Below are 13,664 nucleotides of genomic sequence, written 5' to 3' on the forward strand. Positions count from 1 at the left end.
CTCTGGTAAACCCGCATCGCGATTTGCAATCGGCTACAACTGTCGCAGTCCATAATATTTACCTGTCTATTGATAACACGCAGAGATTCTAACCAAAAGAATCTTCAGGCGCAAAGTTTAATTCTATTTTTTATCCTGTAATTTCCTGGAAATATAATAACTATTCCTATTAGGAAAAGATTCGATAACTCATGATGTTGGCAAATCAGGTCTGCACCACCATCCGATCACGCTGACCATAGAAAACGGGAGGCCTGGCCTCCCGTTCTTCTCGAATCCCATCTCTAGCCGCAGCATCACTGCGCCGGCTGGGAAACCCCTTCCAGATGGATTTCAACCCGACGATCCGGTGCCAGACAGGCAATCAGCTCCTGTTTGGAACGGCTGGCGCAGTTGTTGCCAGTAACCGGATTGGCCTTGCCACGCCCTTCGACCCGCACCTTGTCAGCATACAAGCCTTTGGCTACCAGATAGCTGGCCACGCTCTGGGCCCGCTTCTCGGAGAGGGCCAGGTTGTAGTTGTCGGAGCCGATGCGGTCGGTATAACCGACCACGGTCGCGACGCCATCCTTCGGATTGGCCGCCACAATCTGGCTGAACAGGGCATCGAGCGCCTGGCTGGCGGCAGGTTTCAGGGTCGCCTTGTTGAACTCGAACAGCACATCGGAACTAAGGCTGAAGGTCTTGGGCTCCACCACCACAGCCGGGGCAGGCTCGGCTGCCGGAGCTGGCGCCGGCACAGCAACCTCACCACCTTGCTGACCGAAACGATAGAGCATGCCGAACGAGATCAGGCCGTTATCCAGCTCGATGCCTGAGCGATCGAGAGAGGCATCTCCCAGCGGCGTAGTGTACTGGTACTCCAGACGGGCGGCCCAGTCACGATCGATGGCGTACTCGGCACCCAGCGCCCCGACAAATGCGGCGCCATGCTTTTTACCGGTCTCGCTGCTATTGGCGAAGCTGATCTCGCTATCCGTCCAGGCATAGGCACCGCCGAGCCGGCCATAAAGATCGAGCACATTCGTTGCCGGGAAGCTGATCTTCATGGTGGCCTGAATCATCTGGCTCTTGGCTTCGGTATTGAGGGTATTGGCGCCGGTGCCCGAGGTGGTGTCGTATTTGCCAAGCCAGTCATAACCCAGCTCGAACCCCAGGTTGGGGTTGAGCTGGTAACCGGCGAACAGACCCAGACCCAGATCATCCGTGTTCTCGCTGGTATTACCCAACGTCTGGGCAATCGACTCGGCATACTGGTTGTGGTCAACGCCATAGTAATTGGACCAACCGGCCTTGCCACCGACATACCAGGTATTGTCCTGAGCAGCGGCCTGCACGGCTCCGGCCGCCAGCAAACCACTGACCAATACGGCAAGCATGGATTTATTCATATTTTCGCCTCTGCAATAAGTCGTTATGGGCGCCTGAGTGCGCACTCTTCCCTGTGTGAAGCCGTCAGGCGGCCTCTCCGCTATTCAGGGTATCCCATCCGAACGCAGCCTCAAATGACCAGCATCTCAGGAGTGTGAAGCGGCCTGCATTATCGCGCCATCGTCGGCCAAAATGGTCTTTGCCAGCATTCTGGCCTGCTCCAACGCCAGTGGCTGCTGATAGCTGTGAGCCATCACGATCGCCCCCTCCAGCAACAGGCAAAGCTCGGTGGCCTGTGCCAGAGAACAGTTGAGCTGGTTTATCACCCAGCCCAATAACGCCTGCTTGTGGGCCATCACCAGCTTGCGCACCGGATGGCGTGGGTCGGCAAACTCGGCGCTGGCGTTGATAAAGTTGCAGCCATAGAAATCAGAGCGGCCAAACCACGCCGCGAAACCATCGAACAGCGCCTGGAGGCGAGCTTCACGTCCGCTCACACCGGCCAGCCGCTGGTCAAGCAAGGCGAAGAACTCCCGGTCACGAGCGAGCAGCACCTCCTCAATCAAGGCATCCTTGGTCGGGAAGTGGCGATAGAGGGTGCGCTTGGTACTCCCCGCCTCGGCCCAGATGCGATCTATGCCGGTGGCATGAAAGCCATGACGGTTGAACAGACGGTAGGCCGTCGCCACCAGTTGTTGACGCTTCTCACTCATGATTTGCCTCTTGAAGTACACCGATCTGTCTACCTAATGTGCCTAATCAGTTCTGGCAAACCAAGAGGAAAGCATGATGACAAAATGGTATGGCCCGTTATGGGCAGGTGTGGGCGCCGCACTCACCATCGGCATATTGGGATGGCTCAATCTGAGCTGGCATGTCGCGCTAGTCATGGCACCTTTCGGGGCCAGCTGTGTGTTGTTGTTTTCCCTGCCAGATAGTCCGCTGGCGCACCCCAAAAACGTGCTGGGTGGACACCTGCTGACGGCCTGCGTCGGACTGGTGATCGGCCTGCTTCCCCTCCCCGCAGAAGTGCAGATGGCGCTGGCAACCGGGCTGGCCATCACCCTGATGCAGGGACTAAATATCCTCCACCCTCCAGCGGGCGCCAATCCCTTGCTGATCCTGATGACAGGACAAGAGCCAGCCTTCCTGTGGCAAACGGTGCTACCCGGCACTCTGCTGTTGATGGCGCTGGCCTACGGATTTCAATGGCTCAGACAGAAGTGGCCAATTACAGCCTAAAAACAGAGGGAGGCCAACGCCTCCCTCTCTCCTCATCGCAGCATCAACTGGCCAGGAACAACCGGTAGGCGGGGTCGTCGCTCACCTCTTTCCAGCCGTAGCCAATCTCGCGCAGGTAGTCGTGGAAGGCGGCCACGTCCTCGTCCGGCAGCTCGAACGCACAGAGCACCCGGCCGTAGTCGGCGCCGTGGTTGCGGTAGTGGAACAGGCTGATGTTCCAGCGACAGCCGAGGGTCTCCAGAAAGCGCATCAGGGCGCCCGGCTGCTCCGGAAACTTGAAGCTGTAGAGCCGTTCACCGAGGGGCCGGGCCGGGCGGCCGCCAATCATATAGCGCACGTGGTTCTTGGCCAGCTCGCTCTCGGTCATGTTGACCACCGGATAGCCGTTGCCGCCGAGCTGATCGATGATCTGGCCCAGCTCCTCGTCACCGCCGCTGAGGCGCACCGAGACGAACAGCGACGCCTGCTCGGCATCGGCGTAGCGGTAGTTGAACTCGGTCACCATGCGCGGCCCGAGCTGACGGCAGAAGTCGAGGAAGGCCCCTTTGCGCTCGGGAATGGTCACCGCCAGCATGCCCTCGCGCTTCTCGCCGATCTCGCAACGCTCGGACACGTAGCGCAGGCTGTGGAAGTTGACGTTGGCGCCGGACAAAATGGCCGCCATCCGCCCGCCCTTCACCTGCTCCCGCTCGCTGTAGGCCTTGAGACCGGCCAGCGAGAGGGCCCCCGACGGCTCGGCGATGGCGCGGCAGTCGTCGAAGATGTCTTTGAGCGCGGCGCAGATCTGGTCGTTGGAGACGGTCACCACTTCGTCCAGATACTGGTTGCAGAGGCGAAAGGTCTCCTCACCGATGCGCTTGACCGCCACCCCGTCCGCAAACAGCGAGACCCGCTCCAGATTGACCGGCTCGCCGGCCGCCAGCGCGGCCTTGAGGCAGGCGGAGCCCTCCGCCTCCACCCCGATCACCTTCACATCCGGCAGCAGCTGTTTGATGTAGACCGCCACCCCGGCGGCCAGCCCGCCGCCACCCACCGGCACGAAGACGTGGGTGAGATGGGTATCCTGCTCCAGCAGCTCCTTGCCGATGGTGCCCTGTCCGGCGATCACCTCGACGTCGTCAAACGGCGGGATCAGGGTGTAGCCCTCCAGCTCGGCGAGGCGGCGGCTCTCGCCGTAAGCCTCGTCGAAGCTGTTGCCAAACAGCATGACGTTGCCGCCCTGCCGGCGCACTGCGTCGATCTTGATATCCGGCGTGGTCTTGGGCATCACGATGATCGCCTTGATGCCGAGCTTGGCCGCAGACAGGGCGACCCCTTGCGCGTGGTTGCCGGCGGAGGCGGCGATGACGCCGCGCTCCTTCTGCTCCTGGGTCAGGGTGGCGATCTTGTGATAGGCGCCGCGCAGCTTGAAGGAGTGGACCGGTTGCAGATCCTCCCGCTTCAGGCTGACATGGTTGCCGAGCCGCTCGGAAAGTTTCTTCAGGGTTTGCAAGGGGGTCACCCGCGCCGCCTCGTAGACAGGGGAGAGCAACACCTTGCGTAGATAATCCGCCGCAGAGACCATGATTTATTCCCCCAGCATCGAGCGATCGCGCACCGCGCCTTTATCGGCGCTGGTGGCGAACATGGCATAGGCGCGCAGGGCAAAGGAGACCTGACGCTGACGATCGAGCGGCTTCCAGCCACGGGCTTCCACGGCGACGCGGCGGGTAGCAAGCACGCTGTCGGCCACCTCCAGCACCATGCTGCGGGCCGGGATGTTGATGCTGATGATGTCGCCATCCTCCACCAGACCTATGGTGCCGCCGGAAGCGGCCTCCGGCGAGACGTGGCCGATGGAGAGACCCGAAGTACCGCCGGAGAAGCGGCCATCGGTGATCAGGGCGCACGCCTTGCCCAATCCCATGGATTTCAGATAGGTGGTGGGGTAGAGCATCTCCTGCATGCCCGGGCCCCCTTTCGGCCCTTCGTAGCGGATCACCACAACCTCGCCCGCTTTCACGGTGCCGTCGAGGATGCCGCTCACCGCGCTCTCCTGACTCTCGAACACCCGGGCCGGACCACGGAAGGTGAGGTTCTCCTCATCCACCCCGGCGGTCTTTACGATGGCGCCGTTGACCGCGAGGTTGCCGGAAAGCACGGCAAGGCCGCCCTCCTGGCTGTAGGCGTTATCCAGCGAGCGGATGCAGCCTTCGGCTCTGTCGAGATCCAGCTCTGGCCAGCGACAATCCTGACTGAACGCCTTGGTGGTGCGGATACCGGCAGGGCCGGCGCGGTAGAAGTCCACCACCTCCTGACTCGGCTGGCGGCTGACGTCATATTCATTGAGCTGTTCGACAAGAGAGCAACCCAGCACGGTGCGAGTATCCCCATGCACCAGACCCGCTTTCTCCAGCTGACCCAGAATGGCGACCACGCCACCGGCGCGGTGCACATCTTCCATGTGGTATTTCTGGGTGGAGGGCGCCACCTTGCAGAGCTGCGGCACCTTGCGCGACATGCGGTCGATATCGGCCATGGTGAAGTCCACCCCGGCCTCCTGGGCCGCCGCCAGCAGGTGCAGCACGGTATTGGTGGAGCCGCCCATGGCGATATCCAGTGCCATGGCATTCTCGAACGCCGCCTTGGTGGCGATATTGCGCGGCAGGGCGGTCTCGTCATCCTGTTCATACCAGCGCTTGGCCAGGGTCACGATGCGCTGGCCCGCCAGCTTGAACAGCTGCTCACGATCGGCGTGGGTCGCCAGCATGGAGCCGTTACCCGGCTGGGAGAGGCCGAGCGCCTCGGTCAGACAGTTCATGGAGTTGGCGGTAAACATGCCGGAACAGGAGCCGCAGGTGGGGCAGGCGCTGCGCTCCACCTGTTCGCTCTGGGCGTCCGATACCTTGGGATCGGCGCCCTGGATCATGGCATCCACCAGATCCAGCTTGATGATCTGGTCGGAGAGCTTGGTCTTGCCCGCTTCCATCGGGCCGCCGGAGACGAAGATCACCGGAATGTTGATGCGCAGGGCCGCCATCAGCATCCCCGGGGTGATCTTGTCGCAGTTGGAAATACAGACCATGGCGTCGGCGCAGTGGGCGTTGACCATATACTCCACCGAATCGGCAATCAGCTCCCGCGATGGCAGGGAGTAGAGCATGCCACCGTGGCCCATGGCGATGCCGTCATCCACGGCGATGGTGTTGAACTCCTTGGCCACCCCGCCAGCGGCTTCAATCTCGCGCGCCACCAGTTGCCCCAAGTCCTTGAGATGCACGTGGCCCGGCACGAACTGGGTAAAGGAGTTGACCACGGCGATGATGGGCTTGCCGAAATCCTGATCGGTCATTCCGGTGGCACGCCACAGGGCGCGGGCCCCGGCCATGTTACGTCCGTGGGTGGTGGTGGCGGATCTCAACTTCGGCATGTCTCTACTCCCTGAATGCCCATATGGGCTCGATGCGTTATGCGGTGATGATACGAGTGGATCGGAATCGATCCTGGTGAAGACTCCTATGGGAAGCACTCACCGGAAGCGACTCGGGGAGGCTCCGCGCCTCCCCTCTCTCATCAGTCATTGACGGGCGTCAGCCAGCCCCACTTGTCCTCGGTCTTGCCATTGAAAAGGCCGAAGAAGGCGTTCTGCAGCCGCTCGGTCACCGGGCCACGGCTGCCAGCCCCTACCTTCATCCGATCGACGGAGCGCACCGGGGTCACTTCGGCGGCGGTGCCGGTCATAAAGATCTCGTCTGCAACGTACAGCGCCTCACGGGGCAACGCCTGCTCGCGCACCTCGTAACCCAAGTCACGCGCCAGCGTCATGATTGTGTCACGAGTGATGCCGGGCAGGATGGCGGCGGTAGCAGGTGGAGTGAAGAGTACGCCGTTCTTCACCAGGAACAGGTTCTCACCCGCCCCTTCGCTCAGGTAGCCATTCACGTCCAGCGCCAGCCCCTCGGCGAAGCCGTTGCGCTTGGCCTCGCGGCTGATCAGCTGGGATGACAAATAGTTGCCGCCCGCCTTGGCGCCGGTGGGAATGGTGTTGGGCGCGAGCCGGTTCCATGAGGTGACGCACACATCCACCCCGTTTTTCAGCCCCTCTTCCCCCAGATAAGCGCCCCAGGGCAGGGCAGCCACCATCAGATCAGCCTTGGCATCCAGCGGCGGATGCAGCCCCAGCCCCACGTTGCCGACAAAGGCCAGCGGGCGCAGGTAGCCGCTCTTCAGGCCGTTCTCGCGCACCACGGTGCGGCAGGCTTCATTCACTTCGGACTCGCTGTAGGGGACGTCCATCCAGTAGATCTTGGCGGAGTCGAACAGGCGGCGGGTGTGCTCCTGCAGACGGAAGATGCAGGTGCCTTTGGGGGTATCGTAGGCTCGTACCCCCTCGAACACCGAGGAGCCGTAGTGCAGGGCGTGGCTCATCACGTGCACCTGGGCATCCTGCCAGGGCACCAGTTTGCCGTTGAACCAGATGTATTGCGGGTGAGTGGCAGATTGGGAAGGCTGTGACATTGGCTTGGCTCCTTAAGCTCTGATCCGGGGTTGCTGTTCCAGTGCATCGACCCGGGAGACGTCCACCAGCTTCACCAGCTGGCTCCACAACTGCTGGATGGGACGCACCGACTCGACAGTAACCGTGATCCGCAGCTGTTGGCAATCCTGCTCCATATTCAAGGCGCAGAGATTGAAGCCGCGGTGACGCACCACCCGCAGCACCCGCTCCATCACTTCGGGTCTGGGCTGGGCGTGGATATGCAGGGTGTGTTGTGCAAATGCTGGCTGGGCAAGGGTGTGCGGGTTCATGGGTGTTGCTCCATCATCTGGTGGTTGGCGACTCCCGGCGGAACCAGGGGCCAGACGTTTTCTTCCTCTGAAATAGCCACATGCAGCAGGTAGGCACTCTCGCTTGCCAGCAGGCGATCGAGGGCACCGGCTATCTGCTCCTTGCATGTGATGGTCTCGCCGGGGATGCCGAAAGCAGCAGCCAGGGCGACGAAGTCGGGGTTGTCGGAGAGGATGGTCTCGCTGTAGCGGCCGTCGAAGAACAGCTCCTGCCACTGGCGCACCATGCCGAGGCGCTGGTTATCCAGCAGCACCATCTTCACCTTGAGCTGGGCTCGGCGGATGGTGCCGAGCTCCTGCACGTTCATCATGAAAGAACCGTCACCGCTTACCAGCACCACTTCATCCTCCGGGCGCGACATCTTGGCGCCGATGGCGGCGGGCAGACCGAAACCCATGGTGCCGAGACCGGCGCTGGAGAGGTGGTTGCGCGGACTGGTGAAGCGCATGTGCTGGGCCACCCACATCTGGTGCTGACCCACGTCGCAGGCGACCACGCTGCTCTCCGGCAACTTGGCAGATAGCTGTTTGAGCAGAGCCGGGGCATAGATGGCCTGACCCGGATGGTCGTAGCGAAACGCATATTCGCGGGCCATGGCGGCGCAGTGTTCACGCCAGGGGTCGATGGAGAGGGCCATGGCGAGGCGCGGCAGCACCAGCTTGAGATCCGTGGTGATACCCACCTCGGCAGCGCGGCGCTTGCCGAACTCGGCGGCATCCACATCGAGATGGATCACCTTAGCCTCGGGGGCAAACTCCTCCAGCTTGCCGGTCACCCTGTCGTCGAAACGGGCACCCACCACCACCAGCAAGTCGCACTGTTGCACCGCATAGTTGGCTGCCTTGGTACCGTGCATGCCGAGCATGCCGAGATAAACGGGGCTGTCGGGGTCGAGTGCGCCGATCCCCTTGAGGGTGGTGACCGCAGGCATGCCGGTGGCGGCAGCAAAGTCACGCAACTGCTGCTCGGCATTGGCCATGCCTACCCCGCCACCGACGTAGAGCACCGGACGCTCGGCGGCGGCCAGCAGGGTGCGGGCCGCGGCCAGATCCGAGGGGTTGAGCACCTCCGGCTCTTCCACTGCAAACAGCGGGCTCTGGGCAGGCACGGCGGCCAACTGCACATCCTTGGGGAGATCGATCAGCACAGGGCCGGGGCGACCTTCGGTGGCGATGGCGAAAGCTTCTGCCAGCACTCGCCCCAGATCGGCGGCATCGGTCACCATAAAGGAGTGCTTGGTACAGGAGAGGGACATGCCGAGCACGTCGACCTCCTGAAACGCATCGGTGCCGATGGCGGAACAGGGCACCTGACCGCTGATGGCCACCAGCGGCACCGAATCGAGCAGCGCCTCCGCAAGACCGGTTACCAGATTGGTAGCGCCGGGGCCGGAAGTAGCGATGCAGACCCCCACCTGACCGGAGGCGCGGGCATAACCCACAGCCGCCATGGCGGCACCCTGCTCGTGGCGACAAAGCTGATGGGCCAGACCACCGTCATACAGGGCATCGTAGACCGGCATGATGGCTCCGCCCGGGTAACCAAACACCTGGGTCACCCCCTGTTTCTTGAGAGCCTGTACCAAAAACTGCGCGCCGTTCATGTGGAAAATCCTGTCCTTTGGTCGAAAAAAAACCCCCGAGCTGTGAGGCTCGGGGGTCGCTTGTTTCGTTCTGTCCGGTGGTGGGTCTATCCCTTGTTCCGTGCAGCTAAACGAGCCCCGAGCGGTGAGATAATAATCACCACTAGGACCACAATAATGCTGACGAAACGGGAGGCCATGTTCATAGTTACAACCGGAAATCCTGTGAAATTGGGGCGGTTTCTACCGCGAATGGCTATTAGAACTAGCACGGTGATTTTTATTGGGCAAGCCTTTTTTCTGTGACAACCCACTGATTTTGGCTATTCCCCAGCCGGAACTCTGGAATAAAAAACCAACAACAAGCAGTTAGTCAGAACATATATCAACTCAAGGACGGGATTTATGTCATTAGCTGTGGTTTATAGCCGTGCCAGCCTCGGGATCGCGGCCCCGCAAGTTACAGTGGAAGTTCACCTCTCCAACGGCCTGCCCGCCTTCAACATGGTCGGCCTGCCGGAAACCTCGGTGAAAGAGTCTCGGGATCGGGTGCGCAGCGCCCTGCTCAACGGCAATTTCGAGTTCCCGAGCAAACACATCACAGTCAATCTGGCCCCCGCCGATCTGCCCAAGGAGGGGGGCCGTTTCGATCTGGCCATCGCCATCGGTATTCTTGCCGCTTCCAAGCAGATACCGGCAAAATATCTGCTCGATCACGAGTTTTTAGGGGAGTTGGCCCTGACAGGCGAAATTCGTCCCGTACTCGGGGTACTGCCTGCCGTACTCGCCTGCCGGGATGCGGGACGCACCCTGCTGGTACCGCGGGAAAACGGCCCGGAAGCTTCCCTCATTCAGGATGCCGAGGTGCGCACCGCCCATCAGCTGCTGGCCGTCACCGCCTGGCTGGCGGGCCAGTACGAACTGCCGCTGCCGGATCCCCAAAACGCGGAGAGCCTGCCCGATGTACCGGATCTGCAGGATGTGATCGGTCAGTCTCAGGCCAAGCGGGCGCTGGAGATCGCCGCCGCCGGCAGCCACAACCTGCTGTTCATCGGCCCGCCCGGCACCGGCAAGAGCATGCTGGCGAGCCGTCTGCCCGGCATTCTGCCGCCGCTGAGCGAGCAGGAGGCGCAGCAGACCGCCGCCATCCACTCCATCGGGGGCCTCACTCCGCGCGCCGGCCACTGGCACCACAGACCATACCGCACGCCGCACCACAGCGCCTCGGCGGTGGCGCTGGTGGGCGGTGGCAGCCACCCGCGGCCCGGCGAAATATCGCTGGCCCACAACGGAGTGCTGTTTCTGGATGAATTGCCCGAGTTCGAGCGCAAGGTGCTCGACTCCCTGCGCGAGCCGCTGGAAACCGGCCACATCACCATCAGCCGGGCCGCCCGTCAGGTGGATTTCCCCGCCCGCTTCCAGTTGGTCGGCGCCATGAATCCCAGCCCCTGCGGCCATTATGGCGATGGCCAGACCCGCTCCAGCCCGGATCAGATCCTGCGCTACCTCGGCAAGCTCTCCGGCCCCTTTCTCGACCGCTTCGACCTGACGGTGGAGGTGCCGCTGCTGCCCAAGGGGAGCCTCACCGGCAAGGCGGAGCGGGGGGAGTCGAGCCAGCAGATCCGCGAGCGGGTACTGGCGGCGCGAGAGCGCATGCTGAGTCGTAACGGCAAGCTCAACAACCTGCTGGATAGCCGTGAGATAGAGGATATTTGCCGCTTATCACCACAAGATGCCGAATTTTTGGAGAACGCCATCCAGAAGCTGGGGCTCAGCATCCGGGCCTGGCATCGCATCCTGCGGGTGTCACGCACCATCGCCGATCTGGCCGGGCAACCCGCCATCGGCAAGGAGCATCTTATCGAGGCGCTCGGTTACAGGGCCATGGACCGGCTGCTGTCGCGACTGCGCAGCAGCTGACAGAAGAGAAAGGGTAAGTCCAACCCCGTAACGGCTCTGAATGGTCTCACGGGCAATCGGCTGATATTATGGCCACAGATCTGACCACTTGATGGCCCTTTATCGACAGCAAGACGGACCCGACTCATGCCCAACAAGCTGACAGAGCGACTGCGCGGCAGCCTCTCCACCCTGCTCTATTTTTTCAACACCCTCTTCTGGTTTGTCCCCATCTTCTCGCTGGGTCTGCTCAAGCTCCTGCTCCCCCTCAAGGGGTGGCGCACCCTCTGCAACTGGCTGCTCGATGGCTGTGCCAGCTGCTGGATCGGTTTCAACAATCTGATCCAGAAAACCATCATCAAAACCCCTTTCGAGGTGGTCGGAGTGGACAAAGGGCACCGGAATGAGTGGTATATGGTGATTGCCAACCATCAATCCTGGGTCGACATACTGGTACTGCAGCGGGTTTTTAACCAAAAAATCCCCTTCCTGAAGTTTTTCCTCAAGAAAGAGCTGATTTGGGTACCTTTTCTCGGTCTGGCATGGTGGGCGCTCGACTTCCCCTTCATGCGGCGATATTCCAGGAAATTTCTGGAAAAGCATCCCCATCTGAAGGGAAAAGATATAGAGACAACCCGTAAAGCCTGTGCCAGGTTCCGCCACATTCCGGTGAGTGTGATGAACTTCGTCGAAGGCACCCGCTTCACCAAGGGCAAACATCAGAAGCAGGGTTCGCCCTATCGTCACCTGCTCCACCCGAAAGCAGGCGGCATCGCCTTTACCCTGGCAGCCATGGGTGACCAGTTGCATCAACTGGTGGATGTCACCATCGCCTATCCGGACGGCATTCCCAGCTACTGGGACTTCATGTGTGGCCGGGTCGGGCAAATCAAGGTTCAGGTCCGCTATTTGCCGATCGACCGCAAGCTGGTGGGGGATTACTTCAATGACCCCGAGTTCCAACAAGAGTTTCAACAGTGGTTGAACGGGATCTGGCACGAAAAGGACCAGACCCTGAGCCAACTGCTGGCAACCAAGGCGCAGTAAACATTCATGCTATCCCTGCTTCCCGGCCCGCTGGTGCTGATCATCAGTGCGGGCCTGACCATCCTTTTCACCGCCTTGTGCGCCAGTCTGATCCTGCTGGTGTCGCTGGCCAAACTGCTGCTGCCGATCCCGGCCTTTAGCCGCGCCTGCAGCCGCCTCAACAACCGCTTCATGCGCCTGTGGCTGGCCTGCAATGCGCTGGTAATCCGCCTCACCACCCGTATTGACTGGCAGGTGGAGGACAATACCAAGCTGCGCAAGGATGGCTGGTATCTCATCATCAGCAACCATATGAGCTGGACCGACATAGTGGTGCTCGGCCACCTGTTCCGGGATCGGCTGCCGGTGCCCAAGTTCTTTATGAAGCACGAGCTGATCTACATCCCGCTGCTGGGGCTCGCCTGCTGGGGGCTCGATATGCCCTTTATGCGCCGCTATTCGCGAGAATTTCTGTTAAGAAATCCCCATCTGCGCGGCAAAGATATAGAAACCACCCGCAACGCCTGCGAGAAGTTTCGCCACATCCCCACTACCGTCATCAACTTCGTGGAAGGGACCCGCTTCACCGAGCAGAAACGGGACGCATCACGCTCCCGCTATCGTCACCTGATGCCCCCCAAGGCGGCAGGATTGGCCTTCACGCTGGCAGCCATGGGCGAACAGTTCGACAGCCTGATCAACGTCACCATCCGCTATCCGGACAACGCCGAGACCCCGTTCAAGGACTTCCTGATGGGACGGGTAAAACGCATTCAGGTGCGGATTGAGGAGCTGCCGGTGAATGAACAACTGATAGGAGATTACTTCAACGACAAGCAGTTCAAACGCGGTTTTCAGGAGTGGCTAAACCAGCGCTGGCAGGAGAAAGACGAGGTGCTGGAGGGGTGGCAGAGCGGTCAGTCACCGCTGCCAGTTGCCGCCAAATCCGGGAATGAATCCAAAGAGAGCGCAGAAGCCAACTCGGCCAACTGATCTTCGGAAAAGACAGCAATCCCGTGGCGGCGCAGCAGGGCGGTGGTCTTGCCCTCGCCCGCCACAGAAACACCTTCGAAGCGGCCGTTATAGATACGGCCGCTGCCACACGAGGGGCTCCCCTCTTTCAGCAGGGCGAAGCGAATGCCCTGCGTCTGACAGATTTCCAGCGCCAGCTCGGCGCCGCGATCAAACTCGTCAGTCACATCCAGTCCGCTCGCCGTCACTACGCGCTCGCCCTGCCGCTCGGCAGGAAGGCGCGGGGTCGGCAGACCGCCCGCCACTTCGGGGCAGAAGGCCAGCGCCCGTCCTTCGGCTCCCAGCGCACTCAGCCAGTCGCTGACGATTCCCTTGCTCTGACCGTCGTAACGCACCGGCTGACCCAGCAAGCAGGCGCTAACTAAAACCTTCCCTCTCATACTTCTGCTCTATGAATTTTATTGAACCCAACCCATCCGGAATTTTTTGCTGTTTCAATAATGAAATCCATGTCTATCAAATCACCATCGGACAATAATTCTTCACTCATTTCTACAGAACAATAAAAGCACTGTTCATTGTCTGCCCACCCAACAGTCGCTAGTGTGTAGACTTGCATATCTTCATGCAAACGGAGCCCAACAAATGGAACGAAGGGCAAGCTAAGCTCTTTGGCGCCAGCACAAAAACAGGTTTTATCCACATCTCGCACAATTAGCGAAAGTTTCACTTTGTAATTCATAG

General features: G+C 60.8%; 13 protein-coding genes. 4 read left to right on the forward strand and 9 right to left on the reverse strand.

All coding sequences use genetic code 11. The features are described from left to right. Positions 1–296: 296 nt before the first annotated feature. Both ompA and I6L44_RS15650 read right to left on the reverse strand, forming a co-directional pair. The gene (ompA, locus tag I6L44_RS15645; RefSeq protein ID WP_216952325.1) at positions 297–1,391 is read right to left on the reverse strand and encodes a porin OmpA; all 1,095 of its coding nucleotides are present in this window, start codon (positions 1,389–1,391) and stop codon (positions 297–299) included. A gap of 126 nt (positions 1,392–1,517) precedes the next feature. Continuing rightward, entirely contained in the window at positions 1,518–2,084 is a 567-nt protein-coding gene (locus tag I6L44_RS15650) for a TetR/AcrR family transcriptional regulator (RefSeq protein ID WP_182963048.1), read from the reverse strand. Between the two features lie 76 nt (positions 2,085–2,160). On the opposite strand from I6L44_RS15650, the gene I6L44_RS15655 reads away from it, so the two are divergent. After that, on the forward strand, positions 2,161–2,613 hold the full coding sequence (locus tag I6L44_RS15655) for an HPP family protein (RefSeq protein ID WP_254204298.1): 453 nt from the start codon (positions 2,161–2,163) through the stop codon (positions 2,611–2,613). A gap of 43 nt (positions 2,614–2,656) precedes the next feature. Here the strand turns inward: I6L44_RS15655 and ilvA are convergent, their stop codons facing one another. The 5 genes from ilvA to ilvG all read right to left on the reverse strand — a co-directional run bounded on the left by ilvA (position 2,657) and on the right by ilvG (position 9,044). Further along, on the reverse strand, positions 2,657–4,177 hold the full coding sequence (ilvA, locus tag I6L44_RS15660) for a threonine ammonia-lyase, biosynthetic (protein ID WP_216952327.1): 1,521 nt from the start codon (positions 4,175–4,177) through the stop codon (positions 2,657–2,659). 3 nt (positions 4,178–4,180) lie between these two features. Further along, positions 4,181–6,022 carry a dihydroxy-acid dehydratase gene (gene ilvD, locus I6L44_RS15665; RefSeq protein WP_216952329.1) on the reverse strand — a complete coding sequence of 614 codons (1,842 nt, stop codon included), beginning with the start codon at positions 6,020–6,022 and terminating at the stop codon, positions 4,181–4,183. Between the two features lie 143 nt (positions 6,023–6,165). Next, positions 6,166–7,110 carry a branched-chain amino acid transaminase gene (locus I6L44_RS15670; RefSeq protein WP_042055335.1) on the reverse strand — a complete coding sequence of 315 codons (945 nt, stop codon included), beginning with the start codon at positions 7,108–7,110 and terminating at the stop codon, positions 6,166–6,168. A 12-nt stretch (positions 7,111–7,122) separates the two neighbouring features. After that, positions 7,123–7,401 (reverse strand): acetolactate synthase 2 small subunit, encoded by a 279-nt coding sequence (ilvM, locus tag I6L44_RS15675; RefSeq protein WP_005342011.1) that lies wholly within the window; start codon positions 7,399–7,401, stop codon positions 7,123–7,125. Continuing rightward, a complete protein-coding gene (gene ilvG / locus I6L44_RS15680) occupies positions 7,398–9,044 on the reverse strand; it encodes an acetolactate synthase 2 catalytic subunit (RefSeq protein ID WP_216952334.1) in 1,647 nt (548 codons plus the stop codon). The genes ilvM and ilvG overlap by 4 nt, the downstream gene beginning before the upstream one ends. 384 nt (positions 9,045–9,428) lie before the next feature. Here ilvG and I6L44_RS15685 point away from each other — a divergent pair, with 384 nt between their 5' ends. The 3 genes from I6L44_RS15685 to I6L44_RS15695 all read left to right on the forward strand — a co-directional run bounded on the left by I6L44_RS15685 (position 9,429) and on the right by I6L44_RS15695 (position 12,941). Further along, positions 9,429–10,943 carry a YifB family Mg chelatase-like AAA ATPase gene (locus I6L44_RS15685; RefSeq protein ID WP_042055339.1) on the forward strand — a complete coding sequence of 505 codons (1,515 nt, stop codon included), beginning with the start codon at positions 9,429–9,431 and terminating at the stop codon, positions 10,941–10,943. Positions 10,944–11,069: 126 nt separating this feature from the next. Next, positions 11,070–11,969, forward strand: coding sequence for an acyltransferase (locus I6L44_RS15690; RefSeq protein WP_042055342.1), 900 nt, complete (start codon positions 11,070–11,072; stop codon positions 11,967–11,969). A gap of 6 nt (positions 11,970–11,975) precedes the next feature. Continuing rightward, positions 11,976–12,941 (forward strand): acyltransferase, encoded by a 966-nt coding sequence (locus I6L44_RS15695; RefSeq protein WP_042055344.1) that lies wholly within the window; start codon positions 11,976–11,978, stop codon positions 12,939–12,941. On the opposite strand, the gene I6L44_RS15700 is transcribed toward I6L44_RS15695, so the two are convergent. Both I6L44_RS15700 and I6L44_RS15705 read right to left on the reverse strand, forming a co-directional pair. Next, positions 12,866–13,360: a DUF523 domain-containing protein gene (locus tag I6L44_RS15700; RefSeq protein ID WP_201990897.1), complete on the reverse strand. Its 495-nt coding sequence runs from the start codon at positions 13,358–13,360 to the stop codon at positions 12,866–12,868. The genes I6L44_RS15695 and I6L44_RS15700 overlap by 76 nt on opposite strands. Continuing rightward, the gene (locus I6L44_RS15705) at positions 13,357–13,662 is read right to left on the reverse strand and encodes a hypothetical protein (protein ID WP_120416227.1); all 306 of its coding nucleotides are present in this window, start codon (positions 13,660–13,662) and stop codon (positions 13,357–13,359) included. The genes I6L44_RS15700 and I6L44_RS15705 overlap by 4 nt, the downstream gene beginning before the upstream one ends. Between the last annotated feature and the right edge of the window lie 2 nt (positions 13,663–13,664).

Origin of the sequence: Aeromonas sp. FDAARGOS 1414, from assembly GCF_019047065.1 — a bacterium.
Taxonomy (GTDB): Bacteria; Pseudomonadota; Gammaproteobacteria; order Enterobacterales; family Aeromonadaceae; genus Aeromonas; species Aeromonas veronii_A.

Coding starts and splice junctions, on each gene's coding strand:
- ompA (WP_216952325.1), bottom strand. CDS start 1,391: ATGAATAAATCCATGCTTGCCGTATTGGTCAGTGGTTTGCTGGCGGCC.
- I6L44_RS15650 (WP_182963048.1), bottom strand. CDS start 2,084: ATGAGTGAGAAGCGTCAACAACTGGTGGCGACGGCCTACCGTCTGTTC.
- I6L44_RS15655 (WP_254204298.1), top strand. CDS start 2,161: ATGACAAAATGGTATGGCCCGTTATGGGCAGGTGTGGGCGCCGCACTC.
- ilvA (WP_216952327.1), bottom strand. CDS start 4,177: ATGGTCTCTGCGGCGGATTATCTACGCAAGGTGTTGCTCTCCCCTGTC.
- ilvD (WP_216952329.1), bottom strand. CDS start 6,022: ATGCCGAAGTTGAGATCCGCCACCACCACCCACGGACGTAACATGGCC.
- I6L44_RS15670 (WP_042055335.1), bottom strand. CDS start 7,110: ATGTCACAGCCTTCCCAATCTGCCACTCACCCGCAATACATCTGGTTC.
- ilvM (WP_005342011.1), bottom strand. CDS start 7,401: ATGAACCCGCACACCCTTGCCCAGCCAGCATTTGCACAACACACCCTG.
- ilvG (WP_216952334.1), bottom strand. CDS start 9,044: ATGAACGGCGCGCAGTTTTTGGTACAGGCTCTCAAGAAACAGGGGGTG.
- I6L44_RS15685 (WP_042055339.1), top strand. CDS start 9,429: ATGTCATTAGCTGTGGTTTATAGCCGTGCCAGCCTCGGGATCGCGGCC.
- I6L44_RS15690 (WP_042055342.1), top strand. CDS start 11,070: ATGCCCAACAAGCTGACAGAGCGACTGCGCGGCAGCCTCTCCACCCTG.
- I6L44_RS15695 (WP_042055344.1), top strand. CDS start 11,976: ATGCTATCCCTGCTTCCCGGCCCGCTGGTGCTGATCATCAGTGCGGGC.
- I6L44_RS15700 (WP_201990897.1), bottom strand. CDS start 13,360: ATGAGAGGGAAGGTTTTAGTTAGCGCCTGCTTGCTGGGTCAGCCGGTG.
- I6L44_RS15705 (WP_120416227.1), bottom strand. CDS start 13,662: ATGAATTACAAAGTGAAACTTTCGCTAATTGTGCGAGATGTGGATAAA.